The sequence below is a fragment of the Halobacillus sp. ABR2_026 genome, assembly GCF_056158545.1.
In genome coordinates this window covers 2,759,428-2,777,851 of the sequence record NZ_JBSWTM010000001.1, presented here as the reverse complement: position 1 = coordinate 2,777,851, position 18,424 = coordinate 2,759,428, and the positions used below count along the sequence as shown (strand labels likewise).

The 18,424-nt window shown below is 43.2% G+C and carries 17 protein-coding genes; 14 read left to right on the top strand and 3 right to left on the bottom strand.

Annotated features, from left to right (window positions below; translation table 11 throughout):
* Positions 1 to 115 precede the first annotated feature (115 nt).
* Positions 116 to 1,075, top strand: a complete 960-nt coding sequence (locus ACXADE_RS14440; protein WP_474981143.1) for a DHH family phosphoesterase — start codon at positions 116 to 118, stop codon at positions 1,073 to 1,075.
* Between the two features lie 13 nt (positions 1,076 to 1,088).
* Here ACXADE_RS14440 and ytrI read toward each other — a convergent pair whose 3' ends face one another.
* Both ytrI and ytrH read right to left on the bottom strand, forming a co-directional pair.
* Positions 1,089 to 1,586: a sporulation membrane protein YtrI gene (ytrI, locus tag ACXADE_RS14435; RefSeq protein WP_474981142.1), complete on the bottom strand. Its 498-nt coding sequence runs from the start codon at positions 1,584 to 1,586 to the stop codon at positions 1,089 to 1,091.
* Positions 1,586 to 1,918 (bottom strand): sporulation membrane protein YtrH, encoded by a 333-nt coding sequence (gene ytrH / locus ACXADE_RS14430; protein ID WP_089650537.1) that lies wholly within the window; start codon positions 1,916 to 1,918, stop codon positions 1,586 to 1,588. Before ytrH ends, ytrI begins: the two co-directional genes overlap by 1 nt.
* Positions 1,919 to 2,048: 130 nt before the next feature.
* On the opposite strand from ytrH, the gene dnaE reads away from it, so the two are divergent.
* The 9 genes from dnaE (at position 2,049) to ACXADE_RS14385 (ending at position 12,834) form a co-directional block, all read left to right on the top strand.
* A complete protein-coding gene (gene dnaE, locus ACXADE_RS14425; protein ID WP_474981141.1) occupies positions 2,049 to 5,402 on the top strand; it encodes a DNA polymerase III subunit alpha in 3,354 nt (1,117 codons plus the stop codon).
* Between the two features lie 121 nt (positions 5,403 to 5,523).
* A complete protein-coding gene (gene ystJ / locus ACXADE_RS14420; RefSeq protein ID WP_474981140.1) occupies positions 5,524 to 6,762 on the top strand; it encodes an NADP-dependent malic enzyme in 1,239 nt (412 codons plus the stop codon).
* Between the two features lie 43 nt (positions 6,763 to 6,805).
* Positions 6,806 to 7,021 (top strand): FadR/GntR family transcriptional regulator, encoded by a 216-nt coding sequence (locus ACXADE_RS14415; RefSeq protein WP_474982237.1) that lies wholly within the window; start codon positions 6,806 to 6,808, stop codon positions 7,019 to 7,021.
* A gap of 35 nt (positions 7,022 to 7,056) precedes the next feature.
* A complete protein-coding gene (locus tag ACXADE_RS14410) occupies positions 7,057 to 7,440 on the top strand; it encodes a hypothetical protein (RefSeq protein ID WP_474981139.1) in 384 nt (127 codons plus the stop codon).
* A 102-nt stretch (positions 7,441 to 7,542) separates the two neighbouring features.
* Positions 7,543 to 8,403 (top strand): acetyl-CoA carboxylase, carboxyltransferase subunit beta, encoded by an 861-nt coding sequence (accD, locus tag ACXADE_RS14405; protein ID WP_474981138.1) that lies wholly within the window; start codon positions 7,543 to 7,545, stop codon positions 8,401 to 8,403.
* Positions 8,400 to 9,362, top strand: coding sequence for an acetyl-CoA carboxylase carboxyltransferase subunit alpha (locus ACXADE_RS14400; protein WP_474981137.1), 963 nt, complete (start codon positions 8,400 to 8,402; stop codon positions 9,360 to 9,362). Before accD ends, ACXADE_RS14400 begins: the two co-directional genes overlap by 4 nt.
* Positions 9,363 to 9,581: 219 nt before the next feature.
* Entirely contained in the window at positions 9,582 to 10,541 is a 960-nt protein-coding gene (gene pfkA / locus ACXADE_RS14395; protein WP_474981136.1) for a 6-phosphofructokinase, read from the top strand.
* A 28-nt stretch (positions 10,542 to 10,569) separates the two neighbouring features.
* Entirely contained in the window at positions 10,570 to 12,333 is a 1,764-nt protein-coding gene (gene pyk / locus ACXADE_RS14390; protein ID WP_474981135.1) for a pyruvate kinase, read from the top strand.
* 108 nt (positions 12,334 to 12,441) lie between these two features.
* A complete protein-coding gene (locus ACXADE_RS14385) occupies positions 12,442 to 12,834 on the top strand; it encodes an FxsA family protein (RefSeq protein ID WP_474981134.1) in 393 nt (130 codons plus the stop codon).
* Between the two features lie 45 nt (positions 12,835 to 12,879).
* Here ACXADE_RS14385 and ytvI read toward each other — a convergent pair whose 3' ends face one another.
* Entirely contained in the window at positions 12,880 to 13,845 is a 966-nt protein-coding gene (gene ytvI / locus ACXADE_RS14380) for a sporulation integral membrane protein YtvI (RefSeq protein WP_474982236.1), read from the bottom strand.
* A gap of 407 nt (positions 13,846 to 14,252) precedes the next feature.
* Here ytvI and citZ point away from each other — a divergent pair, with 407 nt between their 5' ends.
* From citZ to ACXADE_RS14360, 4 genes are all read left to right on the top strand, one after another.
* Positions 14,253 to 15,371 (top strand): citrate synthase, encoded by a 1,119-nt coding sequence (gene citZ, locus ACXADE_RS14375; protein ID WP_474981133.1) that lies wholly within the window; start codon positions 14,253 to 14,255, stop codon positions 15,369 to 15,371.
* A gap of 108 nt (positions 15,372 to 15,479) precedes the next feature.
* Positions 15,480 to 16,754: an NADP-dependent isocitrate dehydrogenase gene (icd, locus tag ACXADE_RS14370; RefSeq protein ID WP_474981132.1), complete on the top strand. Its 1,275-nt coding sequence runs from the start codon at positions 15,480 to 15,482 to the stop codon at positions 16,752 to 16,754.
* A gap of 23 nt (positions 16,755 to 16,777) precedes the next feature.
* Entirely contained in the window at positions 16,778 to 17,716 is a 939-nt protein-coding gene (gene mdh / locus ACXADE_RS14365; RefSeq protein WP_474981131.1) for a malate dehydrogenase, read from the top strand.
* Between the two features lie 142 nt (positions 17,717 to 17,858).
* Complete coding sequence (locus ACXADE_RS14360) at positions 17,859 to 18,335, top strand: MaoC family dehydratase (RefSeq protein ID WP_474981130.1); 477 nt, start codon at positions 17,859 to 17,861, stop codon at positions 18,333 to 18,335.
* Positions 18,336 to 18,424: the final 89 nt, after the last annotated feature.

Here is an 18,424-nt window from a genome sequence, read left to right as displayed (position 1 = left end):
GACTCCTGCGTTTAAAATTCACTTTCAATTGTAGCTTGTTTCTAAAGAAAAGGCTACCTGTGCAAAATATTTTGAGATCTAATGACATGGATACTGATAGAGGAGGACCATATTTATGAGTAAGCAGGCCATTATGGAAGCCATTAGAGAATATGACAAGATAATCATTCATCGACATGTCCGTCCGGACCCTGACGCATACGGGTCCCAGGCTGGGTTAGCCGGGCTGATTCAAGCTTCGTTCCCGGAGAAACATGTATATATTACTGGTGAGGAAGAAGCTTCGCTTCATTTTCTCGCCAGAATGGATGATGTGTCTGATGAAACCTTTAAAGGAGCACTAAACATTGTGTGCGACACTGCAAATCAGGGGCGCATCGATGATCAGCGCTTCAATAATGGAGATCTTTTAATTAAAATCGATCATCATCCTGAAGTGGATTTGTACGGGGATATCCAATGGGTGGATACATCTGCAAGCTCCACTTCAGAAATGATCTATGAATTGTATGCTGAATTCAAAGGTGTAGGAATGACTCTTCCTGATGAGGCAGCTCGTCTTCTCTATGCAGGAATTGTAGGAGACACAGGCAGATTTTTATTTCCAAGTACTACGAAGCAAACGTTAGCTTACGCTTCAGACTTGGTGAATTACAAGTTCGATCGGCCATCCTTATACAATGAAATGTACAAGACCCCTGTCCATGTCGCCAAACTGAAAGGGTATGTCCTTCAGAACTTCACTGTACATGAGGCTGGTTATTCGACCGTTCGTCTGGACCGGGAAACATTAGAGGCTTTTGGTGTCACTCCGTCTGAAACAAGTCAATTGGTTGGTTTGCTTGGTGATATTGAAGGAATGCTTGCCTGGGTTTTCTTTGTAGAAGAAGATGATACCATCCGTGTCCGCCTGCGATCAAAAGGACCAGTAATCAATGGTATTGCTGCCAACCATAATGGTGGCGGACACCCAATGGCTTCAGGGGCTTCCGCTTCATCATGGGAGGAAACGACTGAAATTTCCAGGGAACTGAAAGAAGTTTGTGAAAAATATAAACAGGAGCAGGCTGAATAGCCGGCTCCTGTTTTTAACGTGCCAAACTGATTTCCAGATGAAGCCTCACTGTTTCTGAAACAATCAACCTTGTTACTTTAAGCTCATAGGTGAAATCATCGACAACATAGCTTTTATTTTCCACGGTCGATATAATGAGGTCCACTTGGTCTGCCACAGTGGCCACATCTTTACCTGAGATACTGACCAATTGATCTTTAGCTAAAGTCCTGAGCTGATGTTGGGTTAGGAGATCCACTTCCAGTTTTTTAGCATTCGTAAACACGACTTCTGTCTCTTTTACGGTCATTGGTTTCCCTTTTGTTTCAGGGTCCTGGTTATTTAACAGGGCTTCATATTTTGTTTCCCATTCATTTAGTTTCCCCGTCATTTCTAAATGTTCTTCCGTATATTTTTGCTGCAGCTGACCATGAACATAGACAAAAAAGGCATAACCGATGATCGCTCCTAAAACTAAACCTGCGAAGAGACGTCTCCATTCTCTGCTTTTATGGTAGGGGGGAAAGTGCATTACGTCACCTCATCACCCAGCAACCATTCAAAAAGAAGAAGGGCTGTTTTGACTCCACCCATCGCTGCAATGATAATCATCACCTGTTTAAAAATGTCAAAGGTGGATCCATCGAAAATCCCTTTTTCAAAATTGCTGATCGCATCGAATGTGCCGCCGATAGCAGCGACGATGGCCCAGATCCTTAATCCTTTTGCTATACGGAACATGGATGTCAAAGCGGCCTCCCCTGTCAAAAGACTTCCAATACTGCCGATAATCGTCCCACCGACGATCACTCCGAACGCGATAAAGAAGCATTGAATCATGGATATGACTAGGCGATCTTCCATCTTGTCCCTCTTTTCGCTGACTGAAAATGAACTCCTCACTAACCATTATTCTTCAGACCAACTCTTTATGCAGGAGGCTTTCATCCAAGGCGCGGAGTAGCTATAATTTAATTGAAAGAAGGTGTGATAAATGACGTTTACCCATTTGAACGTACAGTCAGGATTCAGTTTGATGGATAGTACGATAAAAATTAAAGATCTTGTACGGGAGGCAAAGGAAACGGGGTTGGATGCTGTGGCTCTTACGGACTGGAATACGATGAGCGGGGCGGTATCTTTTTATGAAGAATGTAAGGCTTCGGGGATAAAACCCATTATCGGACTGAAAACCAATGTTATCGATCGATCCTTTCCCTTTCCTATGATTCTTCTCGCAGAAACAACAGAAGGTTATCAAAATCTGCTTACAATTAGTACAAAGGTTCAAATGGAAGAAGGAACAATCACCCTGGAAAATTTGTCCGATCATAAAGTAGGTTTGCGATTCATCCAAATCACTTCAGATTCCCCATGGGCTGAATCCATATCGAATCGCTTGACTGATAAAATTGAATCCTCCAGAGAACGCTGGGTAGATCTGTTAGGAAAGGAACGACTATATCTCAGCATCCAGGATCGTGACCTCCATTCAGAACGTCAATTACATACACCATTACGGGAATGGGTGAAGACCAACGGGATGAAAGTCGCAGCGATTGGGGATGTCCGGTATTTGAATGAAAGCGATGCAGATGCCTACCAATGTTTAAAGGCAATTGAAGAATCTGGACGGTATCAACACGGCCATAATGATCGTCACTTTTACCTGAAATCTCCAGAAGAAATGGAACAATTCTTTGGGGAGTGGTGGCCGGAAGTCCTTTCCATGACAAAAGAAATCTCTGATGCCTGTCACGTGGAATTGGAGTTGGACCAGCAGTTGCTTCCTGCTTTTCCTACCCCGGAGGAGATTAGTTCGGATGATTATTTAAGGGAGCTCTGTGAAGGAGAGATATTGGAAAAATATGCCCCGGATAATCAAAGGAAGGCTCAGAAAAGGCTGGATCATGAATTGTCGACCATTGGATCTATGGGATTTAGCGACTATTTTCTAATTGTTTGGGATTTCATAAGCTATGCCAGAAAAAATGGGATTCAAGCCGGTCCGGGGCGTGGATCTGCTGCTGGATCAATTGTTGCCTATTTACTGGGAATTACCCAAATTGATCCTCTGGAATATAATCTGTTGTTTGAGCGTTTCCTGAACCCGGAAAGAATCACGATGCCGGATATCGATATTGATTTCCCGGATCACCGCAGAGATGAAGTGATTGCTTATGTGGCTGAGAAGTATGGAGGAGACCGTGTCGCTCAAATTTGTACATTTGGAACGTTTGCTGCAAGAAGTGTACTAAGAGAGCTATTTAAAGTATTGAAGGTTGATGAGAGTGATGCTTCTTTCATCTTACATCACATCCCTAAGACGAATGCTGGATCATTAGTGAATGTGGTCAAACAGTCGGAAGAATTAAAAGAATATATTAGGAGTTCAGAGAAGCTTAAATTGTTATTTCGTGTTGCTGCAAAGCTTGAAGGACTTCCACGCCATATTTCCACGCACGCGGCTGGAGTTGTTTTAAGTGAAGCACCTCTCGTGAATTATACGGCTCTACTAAAAAATCAGGGGCCGATTGCTTTAACGCAATACGCCATGGGAGATCTTGAAAAAGTCGGGCTTCTTAAAATCGATTTTCTCGGTCTTAGGAACTTATCTTTTCTAGAAAGAATGGAGCAGAAAGTACAGAGGTACCGTGATCAAAACTTTACAATCAGTAACATTCCTTTGGACGATGAGGAAACCTTTGGATTGTTGAAAAAGGGCAGGACAAATGGAGTTTTCCAGCTGGAATCGCAAGGAATGAAAAATGTCCTCACGCGGTTAAACCCTAATCACTTTGAGGATGTTGTCGCAGTGAATGCTCTTTACAGACCGGGTCCTATGGAGTATATCCCTTTATATATTGAAAGGAAGCACGGACAGAAGCGTATCGAGTATCCACATCCTGATTTAGAGCCGATCTTAGCCCATACTTTCGGAGTGTTGGTCTATCAGGAACAGATCATGGAAGTTGCCCGCCGGGTGGCAGGGTATTCTTTAGGAGAAGCTGATCTATTGAGGCGAGCGGTGAGTAAAAAACAGTCGGACGTTCTGGAAAAGGAAAGGGTGAAATTCCTTCGTGGCTGCCTCGCCAAAGGATATGAACCATCCGTTGCTCACCAACTGTTTGATTGGATTGTAAAGTTCTCGAATTATGGATTTAACAGGAGCCATGCGGTTGCTTACAGTATGATTTCCTACCAGTTAGCCTATATGAAAACCCACTACCCTTCATATTTTATGGCAGAGCTTATGAATGCCCACCTTGGGGATCATGAAAAGCTTACAATGTATATTCGGGAAGCCAGGGAGATGAATGTTAAAGTAAAGCCTCCGTCCGTGAACAGAAGTCAAGCATTGAATCATGATGATGCCGGAGAAATACGGGTGGGTATGACTGCTGTCAAAGGTGTTGGATATCAAGCCTCTCAGGCGATCATCCAACAGAGAGTGGACGGGCCTTACCGAAATCTCAATGATTTTTGTTTGAGAGTAGATAATAAGGTTGTTTCAAGGAAAGTAATTGAATCTCTCGTCCTAGCAGGAGCTTTTGATGACCTGCATCAAAACCGGGCCAGTGTACTTGCTAGTATCGATCAGGCGCTGGAACAGGGCGAACTTTTTAAAGAATTTCAGGATCAACCAGGTTTTTTCGGTACTGAACTGGATATGGGATTAGTGGAGGTCGAACCATTCCCACCTTTGAAGCGTCTGGCAATGGAAAAGGAAGTTCTAGGGACCTACATGTCCCAACATCCTCTAGGCCATCAACGTAGAAATCTGACTGAACAGGGGATTATTCCACTTCGGGAAGCCGAAGGTTATGTAAAGAAAAATGTAGATGTAGCCGTTGTTATCGACGGACTGCGCGAAATAAGAACGAAGCGGGGAGACCCTATGGCTTTCCTCACTCTCAGTGATGAAACGTCAGAATTGGATGCCGTGCTCTTTCCAGAACCGTATAGAGCGATCAAAGTTTGGGTACAAGAGCAAATGCTCGTCCGAATAAGTGGGAAAGTAGATGAGAGAAATGGACAGAAGCAGTTGATCATCAATCAAGCGGATCCTCTTTATATGAGTTCAGGAAATGTCGAAAAAAAACAGCGGCTATTCATTAAAGTCTCACAGGAACAAGAACAATACTCTATAGAAAAATTAAAAAAGCTGGCTGAATATTTCCCGGGTAATACACCAATCTTCATATTTCGATCGGAAGACCGGGTCACTTACAAGCTGGACGAAGCTTACAAGCTGGATGTGAATGAAGGTTCTTTGGCTAAATTGAATGAGTTTTTCGGAGAGTCATCTGTAGCCGTAAGAGCTGTAAAAAAAGAAGACGATAAGTAAAAGCTCAGTCCAGTTTTTTGAATTTCTTTACACTCTATATTCATCTGTTATAATTAAGAGGTTAATGGTGGTCAGACCACCAGGGTCGGTATACTATTAAGCTTAAAAGGAGCGTGTCGTCGTGTCGAATTTAAGAGATGAAGCTTTGCACATACACCGTGTCAATAAAGGGAAATTGGAGACCCACTCTAAAGTTCCGGTTAGGAATGCGAGAGACTTGAGTCTTGCTTATTCCCCGGGAGTGGCCGAGCCTTGTAAAGAGATTTATGATCATAAAGAAACGGTATACGATTATACAATGAAAGGTAATATGGTTGCCGTAGTCAGCGACGGATCAGCTGTTCTTGGACTCGGGAATATTGGTCCGGAAGCGGCCCTCCCTGTTATGGAAGGTAAAGCAGCTTTGTTCAAAAGTTTCGCAGGTGTTGATGCATTCCCAATCTGTTTGAATACACGGGACATTGACCAGATCGTCCAAACGGTAAAATTGATGGAACCTACGTTCGGTGGTGTGAACCTGGAAGATATTGCCGCACCAAACTGCTTCATCATTGAAGATCGACTTAAGAAAGAGACGAACATACCTATTTTTCATGATGATCAGCATGGAACTGCTATCGTTACGGTAGCAGGGCTGATGAACGCTTTGAAGATCACGGGTAAATCTTTCTCGGAAATCAAAGTAGTGGCTAACGGAGCTGGAGCAGCAGGGATTGCAATTATAAAACTGCTTTATCATTTCGGAGTGCGTGACATCATCATGTGTGACTCCAAAGGTGCCATTTTCGAAGGTCGTGAATATGGAATGAATGATGTTAAAGACGAAATTGCTAAAATAACGAATAAAGACCGTACAGAAGGGAATCTTGAAGAGGTCATGGAAGATGCAGATGTATTTATCGGCGTATCTGTAGGCGGCCTTCTTTCCAAGGAAACAGTAGCAAAAATGAACGATGATTCTATCATTTTTGCCATGGCGAATCCAGAGCCTGAAATTATGCCTGAGGACGCGAAAGAAGCTGGTGCGAGAGTAATCGGCACAGGTCGTTCTGACTTTCCGAACCAGGTCAATAATGTGCTGGCATTTCCTGGAATCTTCCGAGGCGCTCTTGATGTAAGAGCAACAAGGATAAATGAAAAAATGAAAATTGCTGCTGCAGAGGCCATCGCTTCATTGGTGAGTGAAGAAGAACTGAGTGAAGATTACGTTATTCCGGCCCCATTTGATCCAAGAGTAGCACCGGCAGTTGCTGCAAGTGTTGCAAAAGCTGCCATGGAGTCAGGGGTTGCACGTCACCATGTGGACCCTGAAGAAGTTGCGGAAAAAACAAGACAGCTGACTTTGATTGATGAAGATTGACATGTGAGTGGAGAAAGCCTCAGGTTTTCTCCTTCTACATATCATGCATGGGGTCAGAGATGAAAAGGGGTGTGCATCAAAGGTGACCCAGGAGCAGCGAGGAAAAGTTTACGAAGGTGTTCTTCAACAGTTGAAATCCTATATTGAAGAACATCGGTTAAAGCCTGGAGATAAGCTCCCTTCAGAACGAGAGTTAAGTGAACAATTGCATGTAGGCAATCCTCTATACGAGAAGCCTTTCGCGCTATGGAGCTTTTAGGATTGATTGAGACAAGAAGAGGAGAAGGCACCTTCATGAGAGCATACAGACCTTATCATATGGTTGAATTGCTATCCAATTTCTTACTTAACGAATCAAGGACTAAGAGCGAATTGATGACAGCTAAACAAATGATTGAAAAAGAGGTTTTGTTCTTATTAAACGGACAATTGTCCAACAGCAACGTAAAGGACTTAACAGAGATCATTACAAATCATTCTAATGCTGAGAGGCACCAGAAGGTATTCGAATATCTCTTCGGCCTTTGTGAGCACCCTCTCCTTCTGTCAATGTGGCAGTTCATCTCAGGATTTACTCACACGGTCCATGAAGTCAGTTACTCTGATGAATGGTATGAAAAAATGATAGATGCTATGGATAAAGAAGATCCCATGGAAATTATACAATTGTTCCATTGATTGAACCTTGTCGACTCCATTTCGACAGAATAGGTGATATTACAAAATGGAATTCATGTATATTGATAAGAAAGGAAGCTTTGTCCCAAAGGAGGAATCACCTTGCTAAGAGACATTTTCAGCAAGAAAAAAAGATATGCATCCATTCCCAGCCAGGAAGCTAAGCAGGATGTGCCTGAAGGTTTAATGCAGAAATGCCCAAACTGTCAAAAAATCTTCTATAGAAAAGAATTGAACCGAAATATGAATGTTTGCCCTCATTGTGATCATCATCATCGCCTTAGTGCGTACGAGCGTATCCAGCACTTATTTGATGAGGAATCCTTTGTAGAATGGGACAAGCACATGATTTCCAATAACCCATTACGCTTTCCTGAATATGAAGAGAAGTTGGAAAAAGATCGTCAAAAATCTGACTTGAACGAAGCGGTGGTTACCGGTAAAGCGGAAATGAATGGCATGACTACAGCCGTAGCCGTTATGGACGCACGGTTCCGTATGGGGAGTATGGGATCAGTGGTCGGCGAGAAAATTACGAATGCTATTGAGAATGCCCGGAAGGAAAAAATCCCTTTCATCATTTTTACCGCCTCAGGTGGTGCAAGAATGCAGGAGGGCGTGCTTAGTTTAATGCAGATGGGGAAAACATCTGTCGCCTTACAACGCCTTCATGCTGACGGAGGGTTATTCATTTCTGTTATGACTCACCCAACCACAGGTGGTGTTTCCGCAAGCTTTGCTTCTCTTGGTGATTATAACTTTGCAGAACCTGGAGCACTGATTGGGTTTGCAGGTCGTAGAATCATCGAACAGACGATCCGTGAAAAGCTGCCGGATGATTTCCAAACAGCGGAGTTCTTACTCGAACATGGTCAGTTGGATAAAGTCATTCATCGACATGATATGAAGAAAACGCTGACTACAGTTCTCGAACTTCACACTGCAGGAGGTGTCCAGTCGTGAAACACGTGCTAGAATTTGAAAAACCAGTCATTGAGTTAAGGGAAAAAATATCAGATTTAAAACGTCTGACCGAAAATAGTGAAATGGATCTAAGTGATGAAATTATCACCTTGGAGAACCGTCTGGAACGTTTAGAGACCGATGTTTATGACAGGATGGCTCCATGGGACCGCGTCCAAATGGCCCGTCATCCAGAGAGACCGACCACCCTGGATTATATCGAGCATCTGTTTACAGATTTCCTTGAAATGCACGGAGATCGGACATTTGGTGATGATGCAGCTATTGTTTCTGGTATAGCAAGGTTTAAAGGGCAGCCGGTAACCGTCATTGGGCACCAGCGCGGGAAAGATACGAAAGAGAACATCCGCCGCAATTTCGGAATGCCACATCCTGAAGGCTACCGAAAAGCTCTTCGTCTAATGAAACAAGCGGAAAAGTTCAAACGTCCAATCATTACGTTCATCGATACAAAAGGGGCTTATCCAGGAAAAGCTGCTGAGGAAAGAGGGCAAAGTGAAGCCATCGCCAGAAATTTGATGGAAATGGCAGGTCTTACTGTACCCGTCATTTGTGTTGTTATTGGTGAAGGTGGGAGCGGTGGAGCCTTAGGTCTCGGTATCGGAGATCGTATTTTCATGCTAGAGAACTCTACGTATTCCGTTATTTCACCAGAAGGAGCTTCTTCTATTTTATGGAAAGATGCCGGCCTTGCGCAGGAGGCAGCTGAATCCATGAAGATCACTTCCTATGATTTAAAGAAATTAAATGTCATTGATGGCGTTATTCCAGAAGTGCGTGGTGGTGCGCACCGGGATATCCAAACCCAGGCACAGGAAATTGAAAAAGTCATCACGGAAGCACTGGATACGTTACTACCCATTGAAGTTGAAGATTTATTAGAAAAACGTTTTCTTAAGTATAAAAACATTGGCGATTATACGTATCTTGATTTATAATAGGATGGTTGAAAATAATAAGTCCGTAAAGAAAGGTCGCACTCTGGTGCGGCTTTTCGCATCTTAACAGGATGGTAACGCTATCATCGATGGATGGAATGTTGAAGTTTTATTAATTGTATAGACTAGAGGATAGGCTATGCTCGTTTAAATGGACGGAGGTTTCGATTCATCTTTGGTTGGGGACAACATAACTAGAAAACTTTTGAGGTGATGAGAATGAAGAAAATCGGAGTACTTACCAGTGGGGGAGACGCTCCTGGAATGAACGCAGCCATACGTGCCGTTGTACGTAAAGCGATTTACCATGGATTAGAAGTCTATGGTATTAAGTATGGTTATCAGGGCCTGATTGATGGTGATATCGAGAAAATGGAGCTTGGTTCTGTAGGGGATATCATACAGCGGGGCGGTACAAAACTTTATTCTGCGCGCTGTGAGGAGTTTAAAACCGAAGAGGGTCAGCTTAAAGGTATTGAGCAAATGAAAAAACATGGCATCGAGGGCTTGATAGCCATCGGTGGTGATGGTACCTTTATGGGGGCAAAAAAAATTACGGAAAAAGGATACCCATGTATTGGTGTGCCGGGAACCATCGATAATGATATCCCTGGAACTGATTTCACAATCGGGTTCGATACCGCATTGAATACGATCATTGATGCCATTGATAAAATCCGAGATACTGCTACATCTCATGAACGAACATTCATTATTGAAGTGATGGGCCGTGATGCCGGGGATCTTGCGCTTTGGGCTGGACTTGCAGATGGAGCAGAGAGTATCATTATCCCTGAAGCAGAAGATGAATTTGAAGATATCATTGACCGTTTGAAACGAGGCCACGACCGCGGGAAAAAACACAGCATCATTATTGTAGCTGAAGGTGTCGGTAGTGGGGTAGACCTGGGGCACAAAATTGATGAAGCCGCTGGCTTGGAATCCCGTGTTACCGTACTTGGGCACACGCAGCGCGGCGGATCACCAAGTGCTTCGGACCGCGTGCTTGCCAGCCGTCTTGGCGCGTATGCTGTAGATCTATTGCTGAATGGTCATGCAGGCCGTATGGTAGGTATACAGAAGAACCAATTGGTGGATCATGATATTGTAGAAATCTTGAATACGAAGCATACAATCGACTTTGACATGTATCGTCTTTCCAAAGAACTATCTATATAATGCAAGAGGCACTTGAGGAGGAAATAAAATGTTTAGAAAAACAAAAATCGTAAGTACAATCGGACCTGCTTCTGAGTCTGTAGAAAAATTAACCGAGCTGATCGAAGCAGGAATGAATGTCGCCCGTTTGAATTTCTCACACGGAGATTTTGAGGAGCACGGTGCTAGAATCACGAACATCCGTGAAGCATCTAAGTCAACTGGTAAGACTGTAGCTATTCTTCTTGATACGAAAGGACCTGAAATTCGTACGGGAACTTTGAAAGATGGAGAGGCATATTTGGAGAAGGGCTCAACAGCTTATGTGACCATGGATGATATCGAAGGCGACGCCGAACGTTTTTCTGTGACATATACTGGTTTGATCAATGATGTCCACCCGGGCTCTAAAATCCTATTGGACGATGGCCTGGTAGAACTTCAGGTGGAAGAAATTGATAAAGAGAAGAACGAAATTAAGACGACAGTATTAAACAATGGACCTTTGAAAAATAAAAAAGGGGTAAATGTTCCGAATGTAAGTGTTAACCTTCCTGGAATCACTGAAAAAGACGCAAAGGATATTGAGTTCGGTATTGAACAGGGTGTTGATTTTATCGCAGCATCATTCGTACGCCGTGCTTCTGATGTACTCGAAATTAAGGAGCTTCTTGAGAAGCATAATGCCAGCCACATTCAAATCATTCCGAAAATCGAAAACCAAGAAGGTGTGGACAACATTGATGACATTCTTGAAGTCAGTGACGGTTTGATGGTTGCTCGTGGTGACCTTGGTGTTGAAATCCCGGCAGAGGATGTCCCGCTTGTTCAAAAGCGTTTGATTCGTAAATGTAATGAAGCAGGAAAGCCGGTAATCACTGCGACACAGATGCTTGATTCTATGCAGCGCAATCCTCGCCCGACGCGTGCAGAAGCATCTGACGTGGCGAATGCTATATTTGACGGCACGGATGCCATTATGCTTTCTGGAGAGACCGCAGCAGGAGACTACCCAGTAGAAGCAGTACAAACGATGCACAACATTGCAAGTAAAACAGAAACTGGCTTGAATCATATGGCACTGTTGCAGGAGCGCTCTAAGCATAGTGATATGACCATTACAGATGCAATCAGCCAGTCTGTTACTCACACGGCGATCAATTTAAATGCAGCTGCTATTGTTACACCTACGGAAAGTGGCCATACAGCTCGCATGATTTCCAAGTATCGTCCGAAAGCTCCTATCGTTGCCATTACTTCTGATGAAGAGGTTAACCGTAAGCTATCACTCGTATGGGGTGTCTATGCTGTTATGGGACCTCGCGCGTACTCCACCGATGATATGTTGGACGTAGCTGTTGAGCGTAGTCTGGCATCTGGTCTTGCTATCCGTGGAGATCGTGTAGTCATTACAGGAGGCGTGCCTGTGGGTGAGAGTGGTACTACAAACTTGATGAAGGTACACGTAATCGGAGATGTTCTTGTTAAAGGTCAAGGTGTTGGTCAGAAGAGTGCGTATGGACGCGCCATCGTTGCTGAAAATGCACAGGAAGCGATCGATCGAATTGAAGATGGCGATATCCTTGTAACCCAAGGGACTGACAGAGATATGATGCCGGCCATCGAAAAAGCTGCCGGAATCATTACGATTGAAGGTGGACTTACTTCCCATGCAGCAGTAGTTGGGTTGAGTCTGGGTATCCCTGTCATCGTCGGTGTCAATGACGCTCTTGGATTGATTAAGGATGGAGCTGATATTACGATTGATAGCTCACGCGGTGATATCTATGAAGGTCATGCAAGTGTTCTATAATCGTTGAATAAGAGTTCAAGGCAGGGGAGTATTCACTTCCCTGCCTTTTCTTTTCATTACACGTACAAAAAAGGTATAATAAAGGAAATGGAAGGAAGGGAAGATGCTATGTTTCGTTGGTTATTGCTTTTTATTTTAGTGGTACCTGCCTTAGAAATAGGCGTGCTCATATGGACAGGAAACATGATTGGACCATTATGGGTCATTCTATTAATTATAATGACCGGCGCATTAGGAGCCTGGCTGGCGAAAAAGCAAGGACTGGAAACCATAAGGAACTTCCAGCAGTCTGTACAATATGGACAAATGCCTCAAGACACCCTCTTAGATGGTGCTTGTATTCTAGTCGGCGGTGCTGTTTTACTGACGCCTGGTTTTATTACAGATGCTATCGGTTTTATTCTGTTGTTTCCAGCTACGAGATTTCCGATTAAGAATCTAGTAAGGAACGCTATCCAAAAAGCCATGCAAAAAGGGACGATAACAATATACAGGAAGTGAAAAAACTCAGGGAAGTATTTCCCTGAGTTTTTAATTGGTAAGTCGCTAAGCTTTTCCTGAGATATAGTCCCATACTTCTTGTAACACCCCTGCCTTATTCAATGTCTGAATCATCATGAGTGCGATTGGACTGATTACCACTCCTAATCCCCCGAACAGCTGATAGCCGAGGAATAAGGACATAATCAGTACAATGGGAGGGACTCCAAAATGATCAGCCAGTAATTTAGGCTCTAATGTTTGTCTGGTTAACATGACGACTATATAAAGAACAGACAAGCCGATCGTCATGATAAAATTTCCTGTAAAAAATTGATAAACAATCCAAGGAATGAAAATAATTCCCGTGCCGATATATGGGATGAAGTCGACAAGAGCAGCAAGAAAGGTAATACTCAGCGGGTGAGGAGCACCTAAAATGAATAAACCGGCCGCTATGAGGGAAGTAGAAACTATTACTAAAATGCATTGCGCACGGATAAGCCCTTTAATTGTGTATATAAATTCACTTCGAAAAATAGAAAACCGGTCAGACAGGATCGGCGGAGCGGATCTTTTGATAAAGGCTATTATTCTTTCCCAATCTTTACATATGAAAAATGTGGAAAGTAGTGTGATGAAAACAAAGGCAAAAGATGAAGGCAGTGATGTAAGGAAAACTCCAATTCCCTCAAAAAAATGATTTAAGATCATGATACTGGTTTCACTAATTTTCTGCTGAGCGATTGTAGAATATTCTTCCAGCGTCAACTGTTGTTGAAAACTTAATTTTTCTGTCAACTTTTCCGCTTTTAATAGAATGGGATGAAGGAAGTCCGTAGCTTTTTCTGATGAGTATTTGATGAATATAGTGAAGTGACCGGGCACACCGGATGCTAAGTACTGCACCCCTTTTACGATTTCTGTCATTAATAGCGTGGTGATCCCACCAGTGAGCCCACTGAATAGGAGGAGGACAAATAAAACAGCGGCAGTCCTTGGAATATGGAGATGCCTGTCCAATAGTTGTATGAAAGGCTGGAGGGAATGCAGAAAAGAGCATAGCCAAGATAAATGGCAGTAAATAGAGCCAAGAAAGGTAAGTCAGGATGATCAGACCTGATGCAATAATCCCGACGACGATGAAGCGGGTTGTAACTTGTAATAAATGGTTATTGATAAGCTTCATCTCCCCTGCATAGAATAGGTACAAAGCCTGAATTACCGGAAGGGATGTAAAAGGTTAAGCGGGTGATTAAGTAAGAACATTCGATAAAATACAGCAAAATTAAACGGTTTCAATTCACATTCTCTTCAGAATACTTTATAATTGTCTGTGGGGTAGTTTTCCTACAAAAGTAAATAATCAAATAGTAAAGCGTTTTCTTGTGCTTAATAAGCACAAGAAAAACTGGAATATCTTGAAAGGGAGAGATTGTATGTCATCATCAACTAAAGGTCTTGAAGGAATTACAGCTACTGAATCATCCATAAGTTCCATCATCGACGATAAACTGACTTATGTCGGATATGATATCGATGACTTGGCTGATAACTCCAGCTTTGAAGAGGTTGTCTATCTTCTCTGGAATCAAAAGCTGCCAAATAAAGAAGAATTGGATGCGTTCAAAGAAGATCTTATTTCAAATATGGACATCCCGTCAGAGGTTGTCGATCATCTGAAGTCTTATGACCTATCGACCGTTCACCCTATGGCTGCTTTACGTACAGCTGTTTCTATGCTAGGTCTTTTTGACCCGGAATCTGATGTCATGGAAGAAGAGGCGAACAAGCGGAAAGCCCTGCGTTTACAAGCCAAAATCCCTACAGTGGTCACTGCTTTTGCCCGTATCCGTAAAGGAGAAGAGCCGGTCGCACCTAAGAAAGATTTGAGCTTTGCAGGCAACTTCCTTTACATGTTAAATGGGAAAGACCCAGAAGATTTGGAAGTGAAAGCATTCAATAAGGCACTTGTCCTGCATGCAGACCATGAGCTGAATGCTTCTACCTTTACCGCACGAGTATGTGTAGCTACCCTTTCTGACGTTTATTCAGGTGTTACTGCTGCAATCGGAGCCCTTAAAGGACCATTGCATGGTGGTGCGAATGAGCGCGTTATGAAGATGCTTACAGAAATCGGAAGCGTGGAGAACGCTGTGCCGGCGATTGAAAAGAAACTTGAGAACAAAGAAAAAATCATGGGCATGGGTCACCGTGTCTATCGTTCAGGAGATCCGCGTGCAAAACACTTGAAAGAAATGTCCCGTAAATTGACGGGTCTTACTGGTCATTCCAAGTATTATGAAATGTCCATCAAAATTGAAGATTATATTAAAGAGAATAAAGGTCTGCCTGCAAACGTGGACTTCTACTCTGCTTCGGTCTATCATAGTCTTGGAATCGATCACGATATTTTCACACCTATTTTTGCCGTTTCACGGGTATCCGGTTGGTTGGCTCATATTCTAGAGCAGTACTCCAACAACCGTTTGATTCGTCCACGCGCAGAATACGTAGGTCCTAAGGGACAGAGTTATACACCAATTGAAAATCGATAAGAGGCAGCCGGTACCATAGGGGCCTCCCTTTTTATTCAACCTATTTTAACGTATGATAGAAAAGGATGATCCATCCATATTTCTTATAAAATATTAGGAGGGTTTATTGTGACACAAGCACAAAAAATTACAGTAGAACAAAACGGAACACTTAATGTACCTGAACGTCCGGTTATTCCTTATATCGAAGGTGATGGAATCGGTCCTGATATTTGGGCAGCAGCAAGCCGAGTAATCGAAGCTGCGGTCGATAAAGCCTATAATAGTGAAAAATCCATTGAGTGGAAAGAAGTCCTTGCAGGCCAAAAAGCTTACGATCAAACAGGCGAATGGCTGCCAGAGGCAACTCTTGACACAATCAGAGATTACAAGATTGCGATCAAAGGTCCATTGACGACTCCAATCGGTGGAGGAATTCGTTCTCTTAACGTAGCTCTTCGTCAAGAATTGGACTTATTTACATGTCTGCGTCCTGTTCGTTATTTCCAAGGCGTGCCTTCTCCAGTTAAGCGTCCTGAAGACACGGACATGGCTATCTTCCGTGAGAACACAGAGGATATCTATGCTGGTATCGAATGGCAGAAAGGAACCCCAGAAGTGAAGAAAGTCATCGACTTCCTTCAGAACGAAATGGGTGTACATAACATTCGTTTCCCTGAAACTTCCGGAATCGGTATCAAACCCGTGTCCGAAGAAGGTACGAAGCGTTTGGTCCGTGCAGCGATCGATTATGCACTGAATGAAGGACGTAAGAACGTTACGCTCGTCCACAAAGGAAACATCATGAAGTATACAGAGGGCTCCTTCAAAGCTTGGGGTTATGAAGTAGCTGAAGAAGAATATGGCGATAAAGTATTCACATGGGCTGAATACGACCGCATTGTTGAAAAAGAAGGTAAGGAAGCGGCTAATAAAGCACAGGATGCTGCAGAGGCTGAAGGTAAAATCATCGTGAAAGATGCAATTGCAGACATCTTCCTTCAACAGATCCTTACACGTCCGAAAGAGTTCGATGTTGTAGCGACAATGAACTTGAATGGTGACTATATTTCTGATGCACTTGCTGCACAAGTGGGTGGAATCGGTATTGCACCAGGGGCGAACATCAACTTTGAAACAGGACATGCTATTTTTGAAGCGACACATGGTACTGCTCCTAAATACGCAGGTCTTGATAAAGTGAACCCGTCTTCTGTCATTCTTTCAGGTGTCCTTATGCTCGAACACCTGGGCTGGAGAGAAGCGGCTGATTTGATTGCGAAATCTATGGATAAGACCATCGGAAGCAAAGTTGTCACTTATGACTTCGCTCGTATGATGGAAGGAGCAACAGAAGTGAAGTGCTCCGAATTCGGTGATGAACTAATCAAAAATATGGATTAATCAATAAGGGAGAGTGGGTCTTGATGGCGATTCGAAGAAATAAGATCTCAGTAATCGGTGCTGGTTTCACGGGAGCTACAACAGCGTTAATGCTAGCTCAGAAAGAATTGGGCGATGTCGTTCTTGTGGATGTTCCTGATATGGAAGATCCAACGAAAGGTAAAGCTCTGGATATGCTGGAAGCAAGTCCAGTCCAGGGTTTTGACGCAAAAGTGACGGGCACCTCCGATTATAAGGATACAAAAGATTCTGACCTTGTCATCATTACAGCAGGCATTGCCCGTAAACCAGGCATGAGTCGAGACGATCTCGTCAACACGAATTCAAAGATTATGAAGAGTGTGACGAAGGAAATCGTTAAGAACTCTCCAGATTGTTTTATTGTCGTATTGACAAACCCTGTTGATGCTATGACTTACTCTGTATTCCAAGAAGCTGGTCTGCCTAAAAATCGTGTGATTGGACAGTCTGGTGTTTTGGATACCGCTCGGTTCCGTACATTTGTAGCCGAAGAACTCAACGTATCCATCAAAGATGTGACTGGTTTTGTTCTAGGTGGGCATGGAGATGATATGGTACCCCTTATCCGTTATTCCTTTGCAGGTGGGATTCCCCTCGACAAGTTGATTTCTAAAGAGCGCTTAGATGCCATTGTAGAAAGGACGCGTAAAGGTGGAGGAGAAATTGTCGGCCTTCTCGGTAATGGAAGTGCCTATTATGCACCTGCCGCTTCTCTTGTCCAAATGGCTGAAGCCATTCTGAAAGATCAACGTCGAATCCTTCCTTCCATTGCTTATTTGGAAGGGGAATACGGATATGATGGCATATATCTAGGTGTTCCTACCATTCTGGGTGGAAACGGAATAGAAGAAGTTATTGAACTTGAATTGACAGAAGAAGAAAAACAACAGTTGGATAAATCAGCGGATTCTGTTAAAAATGTGCTGAATGTATTAAAATAAAGATGAAGGGATTCGAGGGACGCCCTCGAATCCTTTTTTTTACAACATCCTTGAAAACCATGCGTGTATGATGCCCCGCATCTGCATGAAAGTAGAAACCATTTTTACTTTTATAAGAAAACGCTTACAAGAGGTGAAGAATATGTTAGGTAAAAAGAGAAAGCTAGGAAAGAAAATCAATGACTTGAAGCCGGGCGAAAAATTCACCACATCTTTTACAGTTGAGGACAGAGATTTACTCATGTATTTAGGGCTGACGGACGATGCGAATCCATTGTACATCCAGCATGATTATGCTTCCCAAACGCCTTTCAAAAGACCGGTTGTTCCGACGGTGATGGTATTTGGTATGGTATCTTCCATTGTATCTATGCACCTGCCGGGCCCTGGAAGTCATATCACCCAACAAAATCTACAGTATCCAAAACCCGTTTACCATTATGGAGAAGTGCGGTTTCACGTAGAGATTTCAGACGTTCATCGGGAGGAACATCAGATTGAGCTGCAAGTAGCAGGTTATGATGAAGAGGGAGATGAAGTTGTCAAAGGAATGGTTACCGTCCAGCCGCCATATGAACCAGACTCCATGAATTCTCTTTCTTTGGAGAATTTTTACTAAGAAATGCACGTTCCAATAACGAAAGCCGTCTGAACCTCAGGAAGAGGGTTGACGGCTTTTTTTTACTATACGATAGCATCCTAACAATA

Bases quoted from the DNA above. Each gene is read 5' to 3' on its own strand.
- ytrI (WP_474981142.1), bottom strand. From the start codon at position 1,586: ATGCACTTTCCCCCCTACCATAAAAGCAGAGAATGGAGACGTCTCTTC.
- ACXADE_RS14415 (WP_474982237.1), top strand. From the start codon at position 6,806: ATGCATGGGGTCAGAGATGAAAAGGGGTGTGCATCAAAGGTGACCCAG.
- dnaE (WP_474981141.1), top strand. From the start codon at position 2,049: ATGACGTTTACCCATTTGAACGTACAGTCAGGATTCAGTTTGATGGAT.
- citZ (WP_474981133.1), top strand. From the start codon at position 14,253: ATGTCATCATCAACTAAAGGTCTTGAAGGAATTACAGCTACTGAATCA.
- ACXADE_RS14360 (WP_474981130.1), top strand. From the start codon at position 17,859: ATGTTAGGTAAAAAGAGAAAGCTAGGAAAGAAAATCAATGACTTGAAG.
- ACXADE_RS14440 (WP_474981143.1), top strand. From the start codon at position 116: ATGAGTAAGCAGGCCATTATGGAAGCCATTAGAGAATATGACAAGATA.
- ytrH (WP_089650537.1), bottom strand. From the start codon at position 1,918: ATGGAAGATCGCCTAGTCATATCCATGATTCAATGCTTCTTTATCGCG.
- mdh (WP_474981131.1), top strand. From the start codon at position 16,778: ATGGCGATTCGAAGAAATAAGATCTCAGTAATCGGTGCTGGTTTCACG.
- pyk (WP_474981135.1), top strand. From the start codon at position 10,570: ATGTTTAGAAAAACAAAAATCGTAAGTACAATCGGACCTGCTTCTGAG.
- ACXADE_RS14385 (WP_474981134.1), top strand. From the start codon at position 12,442: ATGTTTCGTTGGTTATTGCTTTTTATTTTAGTGGTACCTGCCTTAGAA.
- ACXADE_RS14410 (WP_474981139.1), top strand. From the start codon at position 7,057: ATGAGAGCATACAGACCTTATCATATGGTTGAATTGCTATCCAATTTC.
- pfkA (WP_474981136.1), top strand. From the start codon at position 9,582: ATGAAGAAAATCGGAGTACTTACCAGTGGGGGAGACGCTCCTGGAATG.